The sequence below is a fragment of the Pseudomonas edaphica genome, from assembly GCF_005863185.1.
GTDB lineage: Bacteria > Pseudomonadota > Gammaproteobacteria > Pseudomonadales > Pseudomonadaceae > Aquipseudomonas > Aquipseudomonas edaphica.
In genome coordinates, this window is the sequence record NZ_VBVZ01000082.1 from 1 (window position 1) to 15,127 (window position 15,127).

Annotated in this window: 15 protein-coding genes; 11 read left to right on the forward strand and 4 right to left on the reverse strand. The window is 60.2% G+C overall.

Features of this window, described 5'->3' with window-relative positions:
- From FEM54_RS07960 to FEM54_RS07985, 6 genes are all read left to right on the forward strand, one after another.
- A partial coding sequence (locus tag FEM54_RS07960) for an FKBP-type peptidyl-prolyl cis-trans isomerase (RefSeq protein WP_138450325.1) occupies positions 1-234 on the forward strand: 234 nt, incomplete at its 5' end.
- Between the two features lie 13 nt (positions 235-247).
- Positions 248-829 carry a GNAT family N-acetyltransferase gene (locus tag FEM54_RS07965; protein ID WP_017138995.1) on the forward strand — a complete coding sequence of 194 codons (582 nt, stop codon included), beginning with the start codon at positions 248-250 and terminating at the stop codon, positions 827-829.
- 574 nt (positions 830-1,403) lie between these two features.
- Positions 1,404-2,120: an MgtC/SapB family protein gene (locus FEM54_RS07970; RefSeq protein WP_043050227.1), complete on the forward strand. Its 717-nt coding sequence runs from the start codon at positions 1,404-1,406 to the stop codon at positions 2,118-2,120.
- A 262-nt stretch (positions 2,121-2,382) separates the two neighbouring features.
- The gene (locus tag FEM54_RS07975) at positions 2,383-3,027 is read left to right on the forward strand and encodes a response regulator transcription factor (RefSeq protein ID WP_026013841.1); all 645 of its coding nucleotides are present in this window, start codon (positions 2,383-2,385) and stop codon (positions 3,025-3,027) included.
- 6 nt (positions 3,028-3,033) lie between these two features.
- On the forward strand, positions 3,034-6,660 hold the full coding sequence (locus FEM54_RS07980) for a transporter substrate-binding domain-containing protein (RefSeq protein ID WP_138450327.1): 3,627 nt from the start codon (positions 3,034-3,036) through the stop codon (positions 6,658-6,660).
- 134 nt (positions 6,661-6,794) lie between these two features.
- Positions 6,795-7,217, forward strand: a complete 423-nt coding sequence (locus tag FEM54_RS07985; protein ID WP_017138999.1) for an ANTAR domain-containing protein — start codon at positions 6,795-6,797, stop codon at positions 7,215-7,217.
- Here FEM54_RS07985 and dkgB read toward each other — a convergent pair.
- Complete coding sequence (gene dkgB / locus FEM54_RS07990) at positions 7,214-8,032, reverse strand: 2,5-didehydrogluconate reductase DkgB (protein WP_138450329.1); 819 nt, start codon at positions 8,030-8,032, stop codon at positions 7,214-7,216. The genes FEM54_RS07985 and dkgB overlap by 4 nt on opposite strands.
- Before the next feature lie 275 nt (positions 8,033-8,307).
- Here dkgB and FEM54_RS07995 point away from each other — a divergent pair, with 275 nt between their 5' ends.
- Positions 8,308-8,703 (forward strand): carboxymuconolactone decarboxylase family protein, encoded by a 396-nt coding sequence (locus FEM54_RS07995; RefSeq protein WP_058420656.1) that lies wholly within the window; start codon positions 8,308-8,310, stop codon positions 8,701-8,703.
- Between the two features lie 9 nt (positions 8,704-8,712).
- Here the strand turns inward: FEM54_RS07995 and FEM54_RS08000 are convergent, their stop codons facing one another.
- The 3 genes from FEM54_RS08000 to FEM54_RS08015 all read right to left on the reverse strand — a co-directional run bounded on the left by FEM54_RS08000 (position 8,713) and on the right by FEM54_RS08015 (position 12,372).
- On the reverse strand, positions 8,713-9,540 hold the full coding sequence (locus FEM54_RS08000; protein ID WP_138450331.1) for a hypothetical protein: 828 nt from the start codon (positions 9,538-9,540) through the stop codon (positions 8,713-8,715).
- A 310-nt stretch (positions 9,541-9,850) separates the two neighbouring features.
- Positions 9,851-10,429, reverse strand: coding sequence for a helix-turn-helix domain-containing protein (locus FEM54_RS08010; RefSeq protein WP_138450335.1), 579 nt, complete (start codon positions 10,427-10,429; stop codon positions 9,851-9,853).
- Positions 10,417-12,372 carry an oxidoreductase gene (locus tag FEM54_RS08015; RefSeq protein WP_138450336.1) on the reverse strand — a complete coding sequence of 652 codons (1,956 nt, stop codon included), beginning with the start codon at positions 12,370-12,372 and terminating at the stop codon, positions 10,417-10,419. The genes FEM54_RS08010 and FEM54_RS08015 overlap by 13 nt, the downstream gene beginning before the upstream one ends.
- A gap of 132 nt (positions 12,373-12,504) precedes the next feature.
- Between FEM54_RS08015 and FEM54_RS08020 the strand changes: the two genes are divergently transcribed.
- The 4 genes from FEM54_RS08020 to FEM54_RS08035 form a co-directional block, all read left to right on the forward strand.
- Positions 12,505-13,263: a class II aldolase/adducin family protein gene (locus tag FEM54_RS08020; protein WP_138450339.1), complete on the forward strand. Its 759-nt coding sequence runs from the start codon at positions 12,505-12,507 to the stop codon at positions 13,261-13,263.
- Between the two features lie 40 nt (positions 13,264-13,303).
- Entirely contained in the window at positions 13,304-13,942 is a 639-nt protein-coding gene (locus FEM54_RS08025; RefSeq protein WP_058420659.1) for a TetR family transcriptional regulator C-terminal domain-containing protein, read from the forward strand.
- A gap of 150 nt (positions 13,943-14,092) precedes the next feature.
- On the forward strand, positions 14,093-14,884 hold the full coding sequence (locus FEM54_RS08030; RefSeq protein ID WP_017139008.1) for an enoyl-CoA hydratase/isomerase family protein: 792 nt from the start codon (positions 14,093-14,095) through the stop codon (positions 14,882-14,884).
- A gap of 31 nt (positions 14,885-14,915) precedes the next feature.
- Positions 14,916-15,127, forward strand: a 212-nt coding sequence (locus tag FEM54_RS08035) for an acyl-CoA dehydrogenase family protein (protein ID WP_138450341.1), incomplete at its 3' end; no start/stop codon positions are given.

Here is a 15,127-nt window from a genome sequence, read left to right on the forward strand (position 1 = left end):
GTGTTCGATTCGTCCTGGGAGCGCGGCAAGCCGTTCCAGTGCGTGATCGGCACCGGGCGCGTAATCAAGGGCTGGGACCAGGGCTTGATGGGCATGCAGGTGGGTGGCGTGCGCACACTGTTTGTGCCGGCGCACCTGGCCTATGGCGAGCGTTCGATGGGCGCGCATATCACGCCCAACAGCAATCTGCGCTTTGAAATCGAGTTGCTGGAAGTGCTGACGCGCGACGATTGAAGGAGAAGTAAACATGGAGGTTGATTGCGCACTCGAAGGTATTCGAGTGGTTGAACTGCACGACGGCGACGCGGCCGAACTGCAGTGTTTTTTTGACCAGGCACCCGAATATTTCATCGCGGTCAATGGTGAACCGGCCACACCGACCGAAGCGCACGAAGAGTTACAGGGTCAGTTGCCGGCAGGTTGGCGTTGCAGCCGGATGTACTGGCTGGGTTATCGCGATACGCAGGACCAACTGGCCGCCGTCGTGAACATCGCGGCCGACTTGCTGGCCGTCGGCGTGTGGCATATCGGTTTGCTGCTGGTGCATACGCGCCTGCATGGCACCGGGTTCGCGCGACAATTGCATGCCGATCTTGAAGCGTGGGCGGTGAGCAACGGTGCCCAGTGGCTGCGGTTGACGGTGGTGGTCGGCAATACCAAGGCCGAGCGCTTCTGGCCCAAGCTTGGGTATGTGCAGGTGCGCACGCGTGAAGGCATCAGGATGGGACGGCAGGTCAACAGGGTGTCTATTCAGGTCAAGCCGCTGGCAGGTGGGCAGATGGACGAGTACTTGAAACGGGTTGAGCGGGATCGGCCCGATATGCCGTAATAGCCTACGTACGCAGTCCTTGTGGGAGCTGGCTTGCCTGCGATGACGCAGTGTCAGGCAATAAACCTCCAGCAGACAGACCGCCATCGCAGGCAAGCCAGCTCCCACAGTTGATCTTCGGCGTGACCCAAAAAACAGTTGCTGAACTCACCCTGAACAATCCACCTAAACCCCTATGGTAAATTCTCCTACGGTTTACTCCCTCGAAAACGCGGCGTAAACTCCGCGCGTTTTCATCAATAGCGGAGACCCTCAGTGGGTACTTGTTCGAGCGACAGTCGTCGGCCGGTTTCGGTTACTGGCACATACTTGGCAAGGTAACGCGCATTTTTCCTGATGCCGTTGTCTCGCCTCAAAAAGCGAGAAGCGGCATTCCGGCAGCGGCCAGTCCTGGCACCTGCCTGCATCCCTCTCATCGACGCTGACCAGCACCTCAAATCATTTGGGATGCTACGGACGCGCCTGCCTTTTACGGCGGGCGGGCCAAGCTGACTGTGCCTTTAAACGGGGACGGTGCAGTCGGTCGTACCTGCACTAAGGTTTCTGGCATGCGCAGCAGTCATGGAGAATTTTTATGCAGGCAATCAACAACATCAACCTCAACTCGCTGGTCGATACCGTGGTCAGCCTTAGCGCGGCGTTTATCCTCGGTGGCTTGATCGGTTTCGAACGCCAGTACCGCCAGCGCACGGCGGGCTTGCGCACTAATGTGCTGGTGGCAGTGGGCGCGGCGATCTTCGTCGACATGGCCAACCGCCTGGGTGGCGCGGAAGGCGCGGTGCGGGTGGTTGCGTACGTGGTCTCGGGCATCGGCTTTTTGGGCGCTGGCGTGATCATGCGTGAAGAAGGCAACGTGCGTGGGCTCAACACTGCTGCGACGTTGTGGGCTTCGGCAGCGGTGGGGGCGTGTGCGGGGGCTGACCTGATCCTCGAAGCACTGCTGGGCACGCTATTTGTGCTGGCGGCCAACACCTTGCTGCGGCCGATCGTCAATAACATCAACCGTCAGCCTTTGGACGTGGTGTCGGCGGAGGTCACCAACATCCTCTATGTCATCGCCCGGCGCAGCCAGCAGCAGGCAGTGATGGTGCTGCTGGAGGCCGAACTGGCGCGGTGCAACTACCCGGCCAGCGACGTCGATGTACGGCCGTTCGGCAGCGAAGAAGTGGAGATCGAGGCCACCCTGGCCGCGACCTCGGTAGACGGCGACGAACTGGACGCGCTGGTGGCGCGAATTTCCACCTCGACACTGGTGGTGCAAGCGTTCTGGAGCCCGAGTACCACTGACTGACACGCGCTCAACGGCTACTTTTGCGAAGAAAAATCCTACATCTGATTGGGATTGCCCCTTCGGTCAATACGTCATTTCGTTGTTAAGGTTGCGCACTTGCAGCTAGCCGGTGGTCACGGTTTGGCTATACGTGCTCGATGTGACTTCGATAGAAGCGGACCACCTGAGTGACGGCAGTACCGCTGGTCGAAACTGTCATTTCTCACAGGTAGTGGTGTCCCGTGTGATGTGTAAGGGTACTTATTCTTTTCAGGGTAGTGATATGAGCAAAGCGCTAAGTAGTGGGACCGTGTTAGTTGTGGACGATCATCCGTTTATACGGGCAACCGTCAAGCATTTGCTCAAGTGCGAAGGCTTCACTGACATCGAGGAAGCCGGTACGGGGGCGGACGCGCTTCAGAAGGTTAGAGAGAAGCGTCCAGTCTTGATTATTCTCGACCTGGCCATTCCAAAACTGGGTGGGCTGGAGGTGATCAGCCGGGTCAAGGCGCTGGGTGTGCCGTGCAAAATTCTGGTACTGACGTCGTATCTGCCGGAGTTTTTTTCCACGCGGTGCATGCGTGCCGGCGCCATGGGGTTTGTCGCCAAGACCGGAGAGCTGGAGGAGCTGCAAAAAGCCATTAAGGCGGTGATGTCCAACTACAACTGCTTCCCCAGTCTGCCGAGCAGTTCGGTGCGTCGTGATGATTTGCAGACCACCGAGCACGAGCTGGTGCACTCGCTTTCAGACCGCGAGCTGGCAGTGCTGAGGATGTTGGCGTTGGGCTTTACCAACAACAAAATTGCTGCAGATATGCTGCTGAGCCACAAGACCATCAGCACCTACAAGACCCGGCTCAAGGAGAAGCTGCGGATGACGTCTGTGGTGCACATGGCCAAGTTTGCCCAGCGTAATCATCTGATCTGAATCGACATGATCCTTGCCCAGGTCCGACGGTTGATCATGCTGGTGTTGATGAGCCTGCTGCCGTTGCTCGCTGCGGCCCTTGATGAGCCCCACACCTTGCGGTTGCTGGGGCATTCCAGCCTCGACGAGAATGGCCCGCCCGTGGTGCTGGGGGACGCTGACTGGCACTGGCTGCGTGAGCGCCGCACGCTGTGGATGGGGGTTTCCGCGCCCGATTACGGGCCTTTCGAACTGACCAACAATAACGATGAACTGGAAGGCGTCACCGCCGACTATGCCAAGTTGCTTGCCCAGGCGCTCAACGTCAGCGTTGAAGTGCGCCGCTATGACACCCGTGATGAAGTGATTGAGGCGCTCAAGCAGGGCTCTATCGATTTCTTGGGGTCGGCCAACGGGTTTGAAGCGGGGGACCCGCAACTCGTCCTTTCGCGCTCCTATGCCAATGATCAGCCCATCCTGGTCACCCGTACCGGAGACACCCAGTCCCTGAGTGTCGACCTGGCCGGCAAGCGTGTGGCGATGCTTTATCACTATATGCCGCCCGATGTGGTCGAGGCGTTTTACCCCAAGGCCCATGTGGAACTGTTTGCGTCGGTCTTCGAAGCCATCGGCGCCGTGGCTTTTGGCCGTGCCGATGTCTACCTCGGAGACGCCATCACCGCCCACTACCAGATCAACCGCAACCACCTCAACAATGTACAGCTGGCGGACTTTTCCACTTTGGAGTCCAACGCCTTTGCGTTCGCGCTGGCCCGGGACAATATTCGCTTGCTGCGCATCATCAACAGCGCGCTGAGGTCGATTCCGGCTAACCAGCAGCTGGATATTTTGCGCCGTTGGAGTGCTGGCAATCTTGGTGTTCTGGGGACCGAGCGCCTGCGCTTAAGCACCAGTGAGCAACGCTGGCTGGAAAAACACCCACGGGTGAGGGTGGTAGCGTCCGACCAGATGTTGCCGTTGGCATCCTTCACGGCACAAGGGCAATCAGAGGGCCTGAGTGCAGACGTTCTATCCCGGATCAGCTTGCGCACCGGCTTGAAGTTCGATGTGGTCCCGGGCGGCTCAATGCCTCAGCAAATAGAGGCGGTCCGTTCCGGCCGGGCGGACATGATGGCGGTGGTCACGCCCAGCCTCGAAGGCTCTGACCAGGTGCGTTTTACGCGGCCCTACTTGACCAATCCGCTGGTGCTGGTCACCCGTACCGACACGCCTGGCACCATGACACTGGAAAATATGCTGGGTAAACGCCTGGTAATACCCAGCGGCAATGCGCTGCGTGACGTCATCAATCGCGACTATCCCGGTATCCAGTTTGTGGAGGCGAAAAATCCTACGGATGCCATGGCTCTGGTGGCCAATGGCAGCGCCGAGGGTGCCGTCAGTTCACTGATCTATGCGCGTTACCTGATCGCCTTTGAGTACCGCGATCGCTTGCACGTGACCAGCACCGTCGGCTCTGAACCTGTGCGTATGACGTTCGGGGTCAACCGGGGGCAGTTGGAGCTGTACTCGATACTGGACAAGGCGTTGCTGAGCATCCCGCCTCAGGAAATGGATGAACTGATCAGCCAATGGCGCACCGATGTCATCATCGAAGACCATTGGCTACGCCATCGCCGCACGATTATCCAAGGATTCGGCCTGGCGGCGGTATTGCTGCTGATCACCCTGGGATGGGCGATTTACCTGCGCAGCCTGATACGCAAGCGTGCTCAGGCCGAACGCGCGTTAAGTGACCAGATGCGCTTTATGGGCGTGCTGATCGACGGTACGCCCCACCCGATCTACGTGCGTGATCGCCAGGGGCGGCTGATGGCCTGCAACAGTGCCTACCTGGACGTGTTTGGCTTCAAGCTTGAAGCGGTGATCGGCAAGACGGTGATCGAGACCGACACCGGCAACCCGCCGCAGGCCCAGTCATTCCATGAGGACTATCTGCGGTTGATGGAGCGGGGCGAACCGCAGATTCATGATCGGGTGCTCAGGTTGCCTGCGGGCAAGGTGTTGACCATTTACCACTGGATGCTGCCGTACCGTGATGGCGACGAAAATGTCGTGGGCATGATTGCCGGTTGGGTCGATGTGAGCGAGCGCCAGCGTCTGCTGGGCCAGTTGCAGGAAGCCAAGGAGGACGCTGACGCCGCCAACCGTGCCAAGACCACGTTCCTGGCGACCATGAGCCACGAAATTCGCACCCCCATGAACGCGGTGATCGGCATGATCGAGCTGGCGCTGGCCAACGCTGAACAAGGGCGTGCCGACCGTGACGCCCTGGAAGTCGCTTCGGTGGCCTCGCACGGCATGCTGGACCTGATCGGCGACATTTTGGATATTGCCCGAATTGAGTCCGGCCATTTGTCTTTGTCCCTTGAACCGGCCAACCTGCATGAGCTATTGAAGTCGGTGGCGCGGGTATTCGAAGGGTTGGCGCGCGCGAAAGGCCTGGCGCTGCAAGTAGAGCTTGATCCGCAGATGGATTGCGCGGTGTTGATCGACCCGTTGCGATTCAAGCAGGTGGTGTCCAACCTGCTGAGCAATGCCATCAAGTTTACCGACCACGGCCGGGTGCGCTTGGGCGGCCGCTGTGGGTTGGCATCGGACCCCGGCCAATTGAACCTCACCTTGTGGGTAGAAGACACCGGCATAGGCATCAGTGCCGAGGACCAGCAGCGGCTGTTCAACCCGTTTATCCAGGGCAGCAATACCGAGCAGTCGGCGCGCAGCGGCTCGGGCCTGGGGTTGGTGATCAGCCGCACGCTATGCGAAATGATGGCGGGGAAACTGCAGTTGAGCAGTACGCTGGGGCAGGGGACACGGGTGGACGTAGCACTCACGTTGGCCACCACAGCAGCAATAGCGGCTGAGGTTTCGGCTACGCCGGAACCTACCCGTCCCGTGCGTGTTTTGGACATTCTGGTGGTGGATGACTACCCGGCCAATCGCCTGCTGCTGGCCCGGCAGCTGAGCTTTCTGGGGCATCGCATCAGCACCGCCGAAGACGGCGTCCAGGGCTTGGAACGCTGGCAAACCCAGCGGCCGGATGTGGTAATCACCGATTGCAACATGCCCCTCAAGGATGGCTATGCCTTGGCGCGTGAAATCCGTGCGCAAGAGCGTGAGCATGGCTTGCCCGCCTGCCTGCTGCTGGGGTTTACCGCCAATGCCCAGCCGGAAGAAACCGAGCGCTGCCGGCAGGCGGGCATGGATGGTTGCCTGTTCAAGCCTGCCGGGCTTGAGGACTTGCGCGCTGCGCTGAGCGTCTATGCGCTCGGCCCCGAGTCACCCGACGCTGGTCCAGGGTTTGATTTAAAGGCTTTGAAGGTCGTCACGGGAGACGATCACGCCGCGCTCAATGAGCTTTTGAGCGCCTTGCTCGACAGTTTGGAGGCAGACCGCGCGATGCTGGCGTTGCTGGCGCGTCAGCATAGTTTTAGTGGGCTGCATGACCTCGCACACCGCGTCAAAGGTGGGGCGCGAATGGTCAAGGCCGAGCCATTGATAGCCAGTTGCGAAATGCTGGAGGCGGTGTGTGAGCGACAGGAGCGCAGCACATTAGGCGCGGCTGTTGCAACAATTGACACGGCAATTGCTGATTTGCACCAGCGCATGGGTGACTATTGCAAGCAGGCCTGACTGCAGTTGAGGGGCATTCGGTGAATTTGGGAGAACTCCTACATGAAGGGGGAACATGCCTGATTTTGTCTTCGGTATATGTCTGGAGAATGGGGCACGCTCACTGACGAGCGCTGCCAGCCCAGGGGTTCGCCATGCCGAACAAAGCACTGACCATCCTGATTGCCGATGAACAACACCTGCAACGACTGTACATAGAAAAAATGCTCAATCAGTTGGGTTACCACCGCATTGTGCCGGTGCAAACCTACCAGGAAGTCCAGATACTCACCGCGATCCCTGCCGAGCCCTTCGACGTATTGATCATTAATGCGGGGCTGGCGCTGCAGGCTTGCGGGCCGCAGCCTCAGGTGCGGCATGTGCTGCTCTATGACCATCAGGAACTGGGCGAACCGGCTGATACTCAGCCTGCGGTGCTGGTGCGGTTGCCGGGTGTGCCGGACAGCGTCAACCTCGAACACTTCATGGACATCATCGACCCACCCGCAGCCACGGCGGGCCTGCGGGTGTTGCCATGGCTGCGGGAGTTATCGCGCAAACCGCTGGCCGGGGTTTAGTCCCACTTTGGCGCAATGCCCTTGGGGCTGGTCAAGCGGTGGCCACGCTCCAGGGCGGCAATCTGCGCCATGTCGGCAGCGCTCAAGGTCAGGTGCAGGGCCTTGAGATTGCTTTGCAGGTTGGCGCGTTTGGTCGACGACGGGATCACCGCGTAACCCAACTGCATGGCCCAGGCCAGCGTGACCTGCGCCGGTGTGGCTTGATGGCGCTCTGCGATCTGCTGGATCACCGGGTCTTTGAGCACTTCGCCATAGGCCAGGGTCATGTACGAGGTGATCTGGATACCCTGGGCGGTGGCAAAATCCACAACCTTCTGGTTTTGCAGGTAGGGGTGCAACTCGATCTGGTTGGTGGCGATGTTCTCGGCACCCACCGCGGCGATTGCCTGCTTCATCAAGTCAATGGTGAAGTTGGAGATGCCGATCTGGCGTGTCAGTCCCAAGCGCTTGGCTTCCAGCAACTGGCCCATGAATTCGGCGACCGGCACCTGGTCTTCCGGCGATGGCCAGTGGATCAGCGTCAGGTCGAGATAATCGGTTTTGAGTTTGCGCAGGCTTTCGCGCAGGCTCGCAATCAACTGGCCTTCGGCGAAATTGGCGATCCAGATCTTGCTGGTGATAAACAGCTCATCACGCGCTACGCCGCTGTCGGCAATGGTTTGGCCGACATCGGCTTCGTTCTCGTAGATCTGCGCAGTGTCGATGACGCGGTAGCCCAGTTCCAGGCCGGTGCTCACCGAGTCGATCACCACCTGGCCTTGCAGGCGGAAGGTGCCGAGGCCGAAGGCGGGGACGTTTGGGGTTGGGGTAGACATCAGTAACTCCAGAGGGGGTGTGAACAATGGAGTCGAGTATCCGCCCGTCGTTCACTCGGAAAAACCGCCCATTGCGAAAAGGACTCTTAACCACAAGTCACGAATACCCGCGGCCTTGTCAGGGTGAGCAGGCTGTGCCCAGCACGCTGATTCACAACAGCACGGGTTCGCATGACCGCTGGTCAACTTTGTCACCCGATGCTTACCGGCTTCACTTGCCAGCCATGGGTGTGGCGCGGTATTCCAGAATGCTTTATGCCAGCCTTGGAAAGACCATGACCCAACACCTCACCGAATACGCCGACGCCAGCCCTGAAGTGCGTGCGGTTTACGACGACATCATGCAAACACGCAAGGTCGACCAGGTGAACAACTTCTGGAAATGCCTGGCCGCCCACCCGCCGACGTTGCGCCGCACCTGGGAAAGCCTCAAGGAAATCATGGCACCAGGAGCTCTCGACCCGCTGACCAAGGAGTTGCTGTATGTGGCGGTCAGCGTGACCAACAATTGCCCGTATTGCATCGCCTCCCACACCGCCGCCGCACGCAAGGCCGGCATGACAGACGAGATGTTTGGCGAATTGCAGGCCGTGGTCGGCATGGCCAATGAGACCAACCGCCTGGCTACCGGCTACCGTGTACCAGTGGACGATATGTTCAAGTGGCCGTGATACCCAGCTTCATGCGCAGATGCGCGACGCTTCTGCCGAGCGCGCAGGGCGGTGGTGATAGAACTGCCCCTGCTGCGCCTTTCGGCTTCTGCGGGACTGGGAACGGATCCATGTGGTGAAGTCAAAACGAGTGGCCGACACGACGTTTTCCTGAACCAGCAGGATCGGCCTGGGGCGGTTTATAGGGGCGTGGTGAGTGTGGAGCGTGTCCTCCAATGTGTCCTTGTCCCGGTACCCGCTGAGTATGGGCACCAGGCTGAACCCCTGACCAATGCCTTCGGACTCCGTGGGGGTGCCTGCGAATACTACAATCCCGACATAGACCTTCCTGTCGCTCAAACTGAACATGCACGGCACACACTTGACGATGGACTCTCTCAATAAAAGCTTGAATGGCGTGCCCTCAAGAATACCCAGCGAAAGCACGTGGTAGAGCTGCGTGTCGGTTTCCAGCTTCAGCATTTTCTTCTTCGCGCGTACATATAGCCTTGCCCAGAAAAAAGGAATCGCCAGAGTGGTCATACCCGCCTGCAACATGAAAAACCATAGCGTGCAGTTTTTCTCATTGGCAATGTCGAGTTGTACCAATAGCGTACCCAGTTTTTGGCTGTAGTCCGCCGCAACTTCATGCCCGGCGATAAAGGCTGCTTGTTTTGATAACGTCAGCAGGGCAGCACTCAAAAACGTGGCAACGATTAGGCAGAGCATTCCGAGCCTTGCTACCTGCAGGTAAAGCAACTGTCCCTGGAATCGGTGCAATCGCAAGTAGAAAAACGGGTGCCTGAGGCAGACCAGATAGCCACTGACCAGTAACGGCACAATGATCAGCAGGCCCATGAGTCGTCTGACTCCATTTTTTGCACTTGGCGCAGAGCGTCCTTGTAACCCTCTGACGCGATAACCTCATCGATGTCCAGGCCGATGCCTCCACGTACGACCTTCCAGGTTTTACGGGATTTGACATCCCTTACTCGATCCCAATCGTCCTGAGTCGGTTTCCCAAACAACAAATGCAATAAAGACATGGCGACAACCTCGAAAAGAAGTAGCCATTTTTATAGCAAGCGACTGGGTGCCTCACCACTGATGGCAAGCCGCGCCACTGTCGCCAGTTCCCGTAGGAAACGTCTGCATTTGCTACAGCGGCCTAAAATGTCGGGGGTGTAATCACCCAGATCACCACTGTATCCACCTTGCCCGGGTTGCCATACCGGTGCGGCTCGCTGCTGGCAAAGCTGAAACTGTCGCCTTCAGCCAGCAGAAAATGCCGCTCACCGACCCACAGCTCAAAGGTGCCGCTCAACACATAGCCCGCTTCTTCGCCTTCATGGCTGTAGCTTTGATGGCTGTAGGTGCCGGGTGGGAAGCATGAGTGCAGGATCTCCAGTTGGTGGTTGGGCAATGGCGTCAGCAGTTGGTCGACGATGCCATCTTCATAACGGATGCTTTGACGATTGTTTTTACGTACCACATAGCCTTCATCCGCTGGGGCAGGGGCGGCCTCGCTGGCAAAAAACCACTGGATAGTCACGCCCAGGCTGCGGGCGATATTGAACAGCGCCGGGATCGATGGGTACGCCAGGTTGCGCTCCAACTGGCTGAGATAGCCGGCGGTCAGTTCACTCAGTTGCGCCAGTTCGGTCAGCGTCAGGCCGCGTGCCTTGCGCAGGCCGCGAATGCGGGTGCCGAGAAACAGTGGCTGCGGTTCGTCGTTCAGAGTTTCCACGCTACCTTGAGTCCTTCGTAGATCGCCTCTTCGGCGGTGCGCGGCGCCAGGCAGTCGCCGATGCGTTCAAACGGCACCAGCCCGGCAAGCGCCGTGCCCAGAGTGTCCACTGGCTGATGGCCCTGGCACAACACCAGGCTGTCGACGTTCTCCAGCAGCATCGGTTCGCCGCTGGCGCTGTGTTGCAAGTAAACCGTGCTGTCGTCGCAGCCGTAGAGGCGGGCATAAGGGATGATGGGGATGCCCAGGCGGTGCAGCTCGCCCGCCAGTTGATCGCGCACATACAGCGGCAGGTTTTCCCCGCAGTGCGTGCCATTGACCGCCAGTTGCACTTGATGGCCGGCGCGCACCAGACGCTCGGCGATGCCGGGGCCGATCCAGTCGCAGCGCCAGTCGACCACCACCACCGAGCGCCCCAAGGTGACCTGATCGCGCAACACCTGCCAGGCATCGACTACTTGCAGCTCGCCGCCTCGCTCGAATGCCGGCCAATAGGGTTCGGCGCCGGTGGCGATGATGACGTGATCAGGTCGCTGTTGTTCCACCAGGGCGCGGTCGACGCGGGTATTGCGCAGCACACGCACGCCTGCCAGCGTCATCTCTCGTTGCAGGTTGGTACTGGCGCCGCCGAATTCGCTGCGCCGTGGCAGCAACTGCGCCAACAGCACTTGCCCGCCCAATTGCCCGCTGGCTTCAAACAAGGTCACGTCGTGGCCGCGTTGCGCGGCCACAGCGGCAGCTTTCATGCCGGCCGGGCCACCGCCGACCACCATGATGCGGCGGCGTTTCAACGTCGGTTGCAGGTTACCGTAGTGCAGCTCGCGCCCCGTCTCGGGGTGCTGGATGCAGGAGATTGGCAAGCCCTTGTGAAAGTGCCCGATACAGGCCTGATTGCAGGCGATGCACGCGCGCACGTCTTCAGCGCGGCCGTCGAGGGTTTTGGCCGGCATCAGCGGGTCGCAGATCAGTGCGCGGGTCATGCCGCACACATCGGCCTGGCCGCGCGCCAGGATCAGCTCGGCCTCCTGCGGCTGGTTGATCCGCCCGGTGACAAACAGGGGTATCGACAGGCTGGCTTTGAACGTCGCGGCCGCATCGGTCAGGTACGCGGCGGCGATGGCCATGGGCGGCACGATATGCACTGCGCCGCCCGTGGACGCCGAGGTGCCGGCGACGATATGCACATAATCCAGCTGCGTTTGCAGGTGTTGCACGGCCTCCAGGGATTCGCTTTCGGTAAGGCCTTCGCTGTCGCGCTCATCGGCAGAAATGCGCAGGCCGATGATGAACTGCGCGTCGGTCGCGGCCCGCACGGCCGCAATAATTTCCCGCAGGAATCTCAGGCGTTGTTCAAGCACGCCGTTGTAGTCATCGGTGCGCCGGTTAACCCGTGGGTTGAGAAACTGCGCGGGCAGATAGCCGTGGCTGGCGACCACTTCCACGCCGTCAATTCCCGCCTGATGCAGGCGCCTGGCCGCCGCTGCGTAACCGCTGACGATCTCATCGATCATCGCCTGGTCGAGCGCCCGTGGCATCACCCGAAACCGCTCATTAGGCACTCCCGACGCCGAGTACGCCACCGCCAGCAACCCGTCTGCCGACTCCATGATCTCGCGGCCCGGGTGGAATATTTGCGACAGCACCACGGTGCCCTGAGCGTGGCAAATATCGGCTAACTCACGATAGCCGTCGATGCATTCGTCGTCGGTGGCCATCAGCACATGGGAGGTGTACCGCGCACTGTCATGCACGCCCGCCACCTGCAACACAATCAGCCCCACACCGCCTTCGGCGCGCGCACGGTGATAAGCGATCAATTGCGCATTGACCCGGTTATCCGTCGGCATCGAGGTGTCATGCCCGCTGGACATGATGCGGTTCTTCAGACGTTTGCCACGCAGTACCAAGGGTTCGAACAGATGCGGGAAGGCAGCGTGCGACATGGTGCGGATACTCCAGGCGCTGTTATTGTTATTTTTCTAGTAAGAGGCGAGCGCCAGTAAAAAATCAACTTGTTTTTTTACTGACGGCTGGCTTAGCGTCGCCTTTACCAACCCCGTGCCTGGAGAATAAAAATGACTCACTCCACCGAGCAGCAACTGCGCGAAGAGCTCGCGGCCTGCTATCGATTGGTCGCGCACTACCGCATGAGCGACCTGATCTTCACGCATATTTCGGTGCGTATTCCCGGGCCGGAACATCACTTTCTGATCAATCCTTATGGGCTGATGTTCGATGAAATCACCGCCTCCAACCTGGTCAAGATCGGCCTGGACGGGCAGGCGGTCGAACCTTCTGCTTATGCCGTAAACCCGGCTGGTTTTGTCATTCACAGCGCCATTCATGGCGCTCGCGAAGACGCCCAGTGCGTGCTGCATACCCACACCCGCGCCGGCTGTGCGGTGGCGGCGCTGGAGTGCGGTTTGTTGCCGGTCAATCAGATCTCGATGGAGTTCTACGGCAAGGTTGCCTACCACGACTATGAAGGCGTCGCCCTGGACATGCACGAGCAACGCCGGCTGGTGCAGGACCTTGGCGACAAGCCGGTGCTGATGCTGCGCAACCATGGTTTGTTGACGGTGGGCGAGACGGTTGGTGAGGCGTTTCTGCGCATGTATTACCTGGACAAGGCCTGCGATATCCAGATCGCCGCGCAGGCCTGCGGCAAGCTGATCCTGCCGCCGGCTGAGGTTTGCGCTTACACCGAGCAGCAATTCAATAACCCCAACCGAGCGCTGGAGGAGGGCGAGCTGACCGATGTGAATGCCATGCAGCTGGCATGGGCGGCGTTGCTGCGGATGCTGGATCGGGTGTCGCCCGGTTACCGCGACTGAGGTAGAGTCGTGCAGCCGACTCAACCGAAGGACACCGCCCATGACTCAGGAATCGCGTTTCTCCCGCATGGAGCCGCAATTGCGCAAGGCCAACCTGGTTCAGGCGACGCTGACGTGCCTCAAGCGCGATGGCTTCCAGGGCGCTTCGATCCGCAAGATCAGCGCTGAGGCCGGGGTGTCGGTAGGGCTGATCAGCCATCACTATTCGGGCAAGGATGAGTTGGTGGCCGAGGCCTATCGCACCATTACCGCCCAAGTCATGAGCCTGTTGCGCGAGACCATGGCCAAGGCGCCGCCGCAGCCGCGTGAGCGTTTATCGGCGCTGTTCCGTGGCTCCTTTTCAGCTGAACTGCTCGACCCACAGCTGCTGGACGCCTGGCTGGTGTTCTGGGGCGCGGTCAAGACCGCGCCGGCGATCAACCAGGCCCACGAGCATTCCTATGGCGAGTACCGCACCATCATGCGTTCGGCGTTGGCGGACATGGCCAGGGAGGAAGGCTGGGAGCAATTCGACGCTGATTTGGCCGCCATCGGCTTGAGCGCGTTGCTCGATGGCTTGTGGCTGGAGTCGGGGCTCAACCCCGGCACGTTCACGCCGCAGCAGGGCATCCAGATCTGCGAAGCCTGGGTGGACGGCCTGCAAGGCGGCGGTCGCGCGCGCTACCAGCTCAAAGCCTGAACCTTCCCTTCAGCGCCTGAACGCTCTATTCGGGCGTTTTTTTTCGCCCTGAAAATATTTGCAGTTTGCCGATTGCCTCCTTGCTGAACACTCGTTTAGTATCTCGCCATGTCGCACCCCTCACGCCAATTAAAATAATTCGAGGAAGCCATGACTACCGATTCGCCCGTGCTCACTCAGGTGCAAGCTGGCGTTGCCTGGATCACGCTCAACCGTGGCCCGCAGCGCAATGCACTCGACATCCCGACCCTCAACTACCTGCATGCGGTGCTCGACGCGTTCAACACCGACCCCAGCGTGCGGGTGGTGGTGCTCACCGGCAGCGGCCGTAGTTTCTGCGCCGGTGCCGACCTGGCTGAGTGGGCCGACGCCGAGTCCCGTGGCTCCTTGGAAACCTACGGCTGGACCGAAACCGCTCACGCCCTGATGACCCGTCTGCATACCCTCGACAAACCTACGATTGCTGCGATCAACGGCACCGCCGTCGGCGCGGGCATGGACCTGACCCTGTGCTGCGACCTGCGCATCGCCGCCCAGTCGGCGCGGTTCAAGGCCGGCTACACCAGCATGGCGTATTCGCCGGACGCTGGCGCCAGTTGGCACTTGCCGCGCTTGATCGGCAGCGAGCAGGCCAAGCGCCTGCTGTTCCTCGATGAGCTGTGGAGCGCCGAGCGTGCACTGGCCGCCGGGCTGGTGGGCGAAGTGGTCGCCGATGAGCAGCTGCATGCCCACGCAAGCGAGCTGGCCACGCGCCTGGCCAACGGGCCGACCTTCGCTTTCGCCCAGACTAAAACCCTGATCCGCGAAGGCGCCGGGCGCAGCCTGCCTGAACAGCTTGAGGCCGAACTGGCCGCCGGACTGTTGTGCGGGCGCAGCGACGACGGCGCCGAGGCGCTGCGTGCCTCGATGGAAAAACGCCTGCCGGTTTTCTCCGGTCGCTAAGCCCACACAGGAAGCACACACAGGTAGCGCCATGAATTTCCAACTCAGCCAAGAACAAGACATGTTGGTGGACGCGGTACGCAGCTTTGTTGCCAGGGAATTGCTGCCCCATGAGGACGCGGTGGACCGCGCCGACGCGGTTTCGCCCGAGCTGGCCGCGCAGATTCGCGACAAGGCTGTCGCTGCCGGCTTCTATGCTTTCAACATGCCCGAAGAGGTGGGCGGTGGTGGCCTGGATTACCT

What these genes read in the sequence shown, in the direction of transcription:
- FEM54_RS07965 (WP_017138995.1), top strand. Translation starts at nt 248, where the DNA reads ATGGAGGTTGATTGCGCACTCGAAGGTATTCGAGTGGTTGAACTGCAC.
- FEM54_RS07970 (WP_043050227.1), top strand. Translation starts at nt 1,404, where the DNA reads ATGCAGGCAATCAACAACATCAACCTCAACTCGCTGGTCGATACCGTG.
- FEM54_RS07975 (WP_026013841.1), top strand. Translation starts at nt 2,383, where the DNA reads ATGAGCAAAGCGCTAAGTAGTGGGACCGTGTTAGTTGTGGACGATCAT.
- FEM54_RS07980 (WP_138450327.1), top strand. Translation starts at nt 3,034, where the DNA reads ATGATCCTTGCCCAGGTCCGACGGTTGATCATGCTGGTGTTGATGAGC.
- FEM54_RS07985 (WP_017138999.1), top strand. Translation starts at nt 6,795, where the DNA reads ATGCCGAACAAAGCACTGACCATCCTGATTGCCGATGAACAACACCTG.
- dkgB (WP_138450329.1), bottom strand. Translation starts at nt 8,032, where the DNA reads ATGTCTACCCCAACCCCAAACGTCCCCGCCTTCGGCCTCGGCACCTTC.
- FEM54_RS07995 (WP_058420656.1), top strand. Translation starts at nt 8,308, where the DNA reads ATGACCCAACACCTCACCGAATACGCCGACGCCAGCCCTGAAGTGCGT.
- FEM54_RS08000 (WP_138450331.1), bottom strand. Translation starts at nt 9,540, where the DNA reads ATGGGCCTGCTGATCATTGTGCCGTTACTGGTCAGTGGCTATCTGGTC.
- FEM54_RS08015 (WP_138450336.1), bottom strand. Translation starts at nt 12,372, where the DNA reads ATGTCGCACGCTGCCTTCCCGCATCTGTTCGAACCCTTGGTACTGCGT.
- FEM54_RS08020 (WP_138450339.1), top strand. Translation starts at nt 12,505, where the DNA reads ATGACTCACTCCACCGAGCAGCAACTGCGCGAAGAGCTCGCGGCCTGC.
- FEM54_RS08025 (WP_058420659.1), top strand. Translation starts at nt 13,304, where the DNA reads ATGACTCAGGAATCGCGTTTCTCCCGCATGGAGCCGCAATTGCGCAAG.
- FEM54_RS08030 (WP_017139008.1), top strand. Translation starts at nt 14,093, where the DNA reads ATGACTACCGATTCGCCCGTGCTCACTCAGGTGCAAGCTGGCGTTGCC.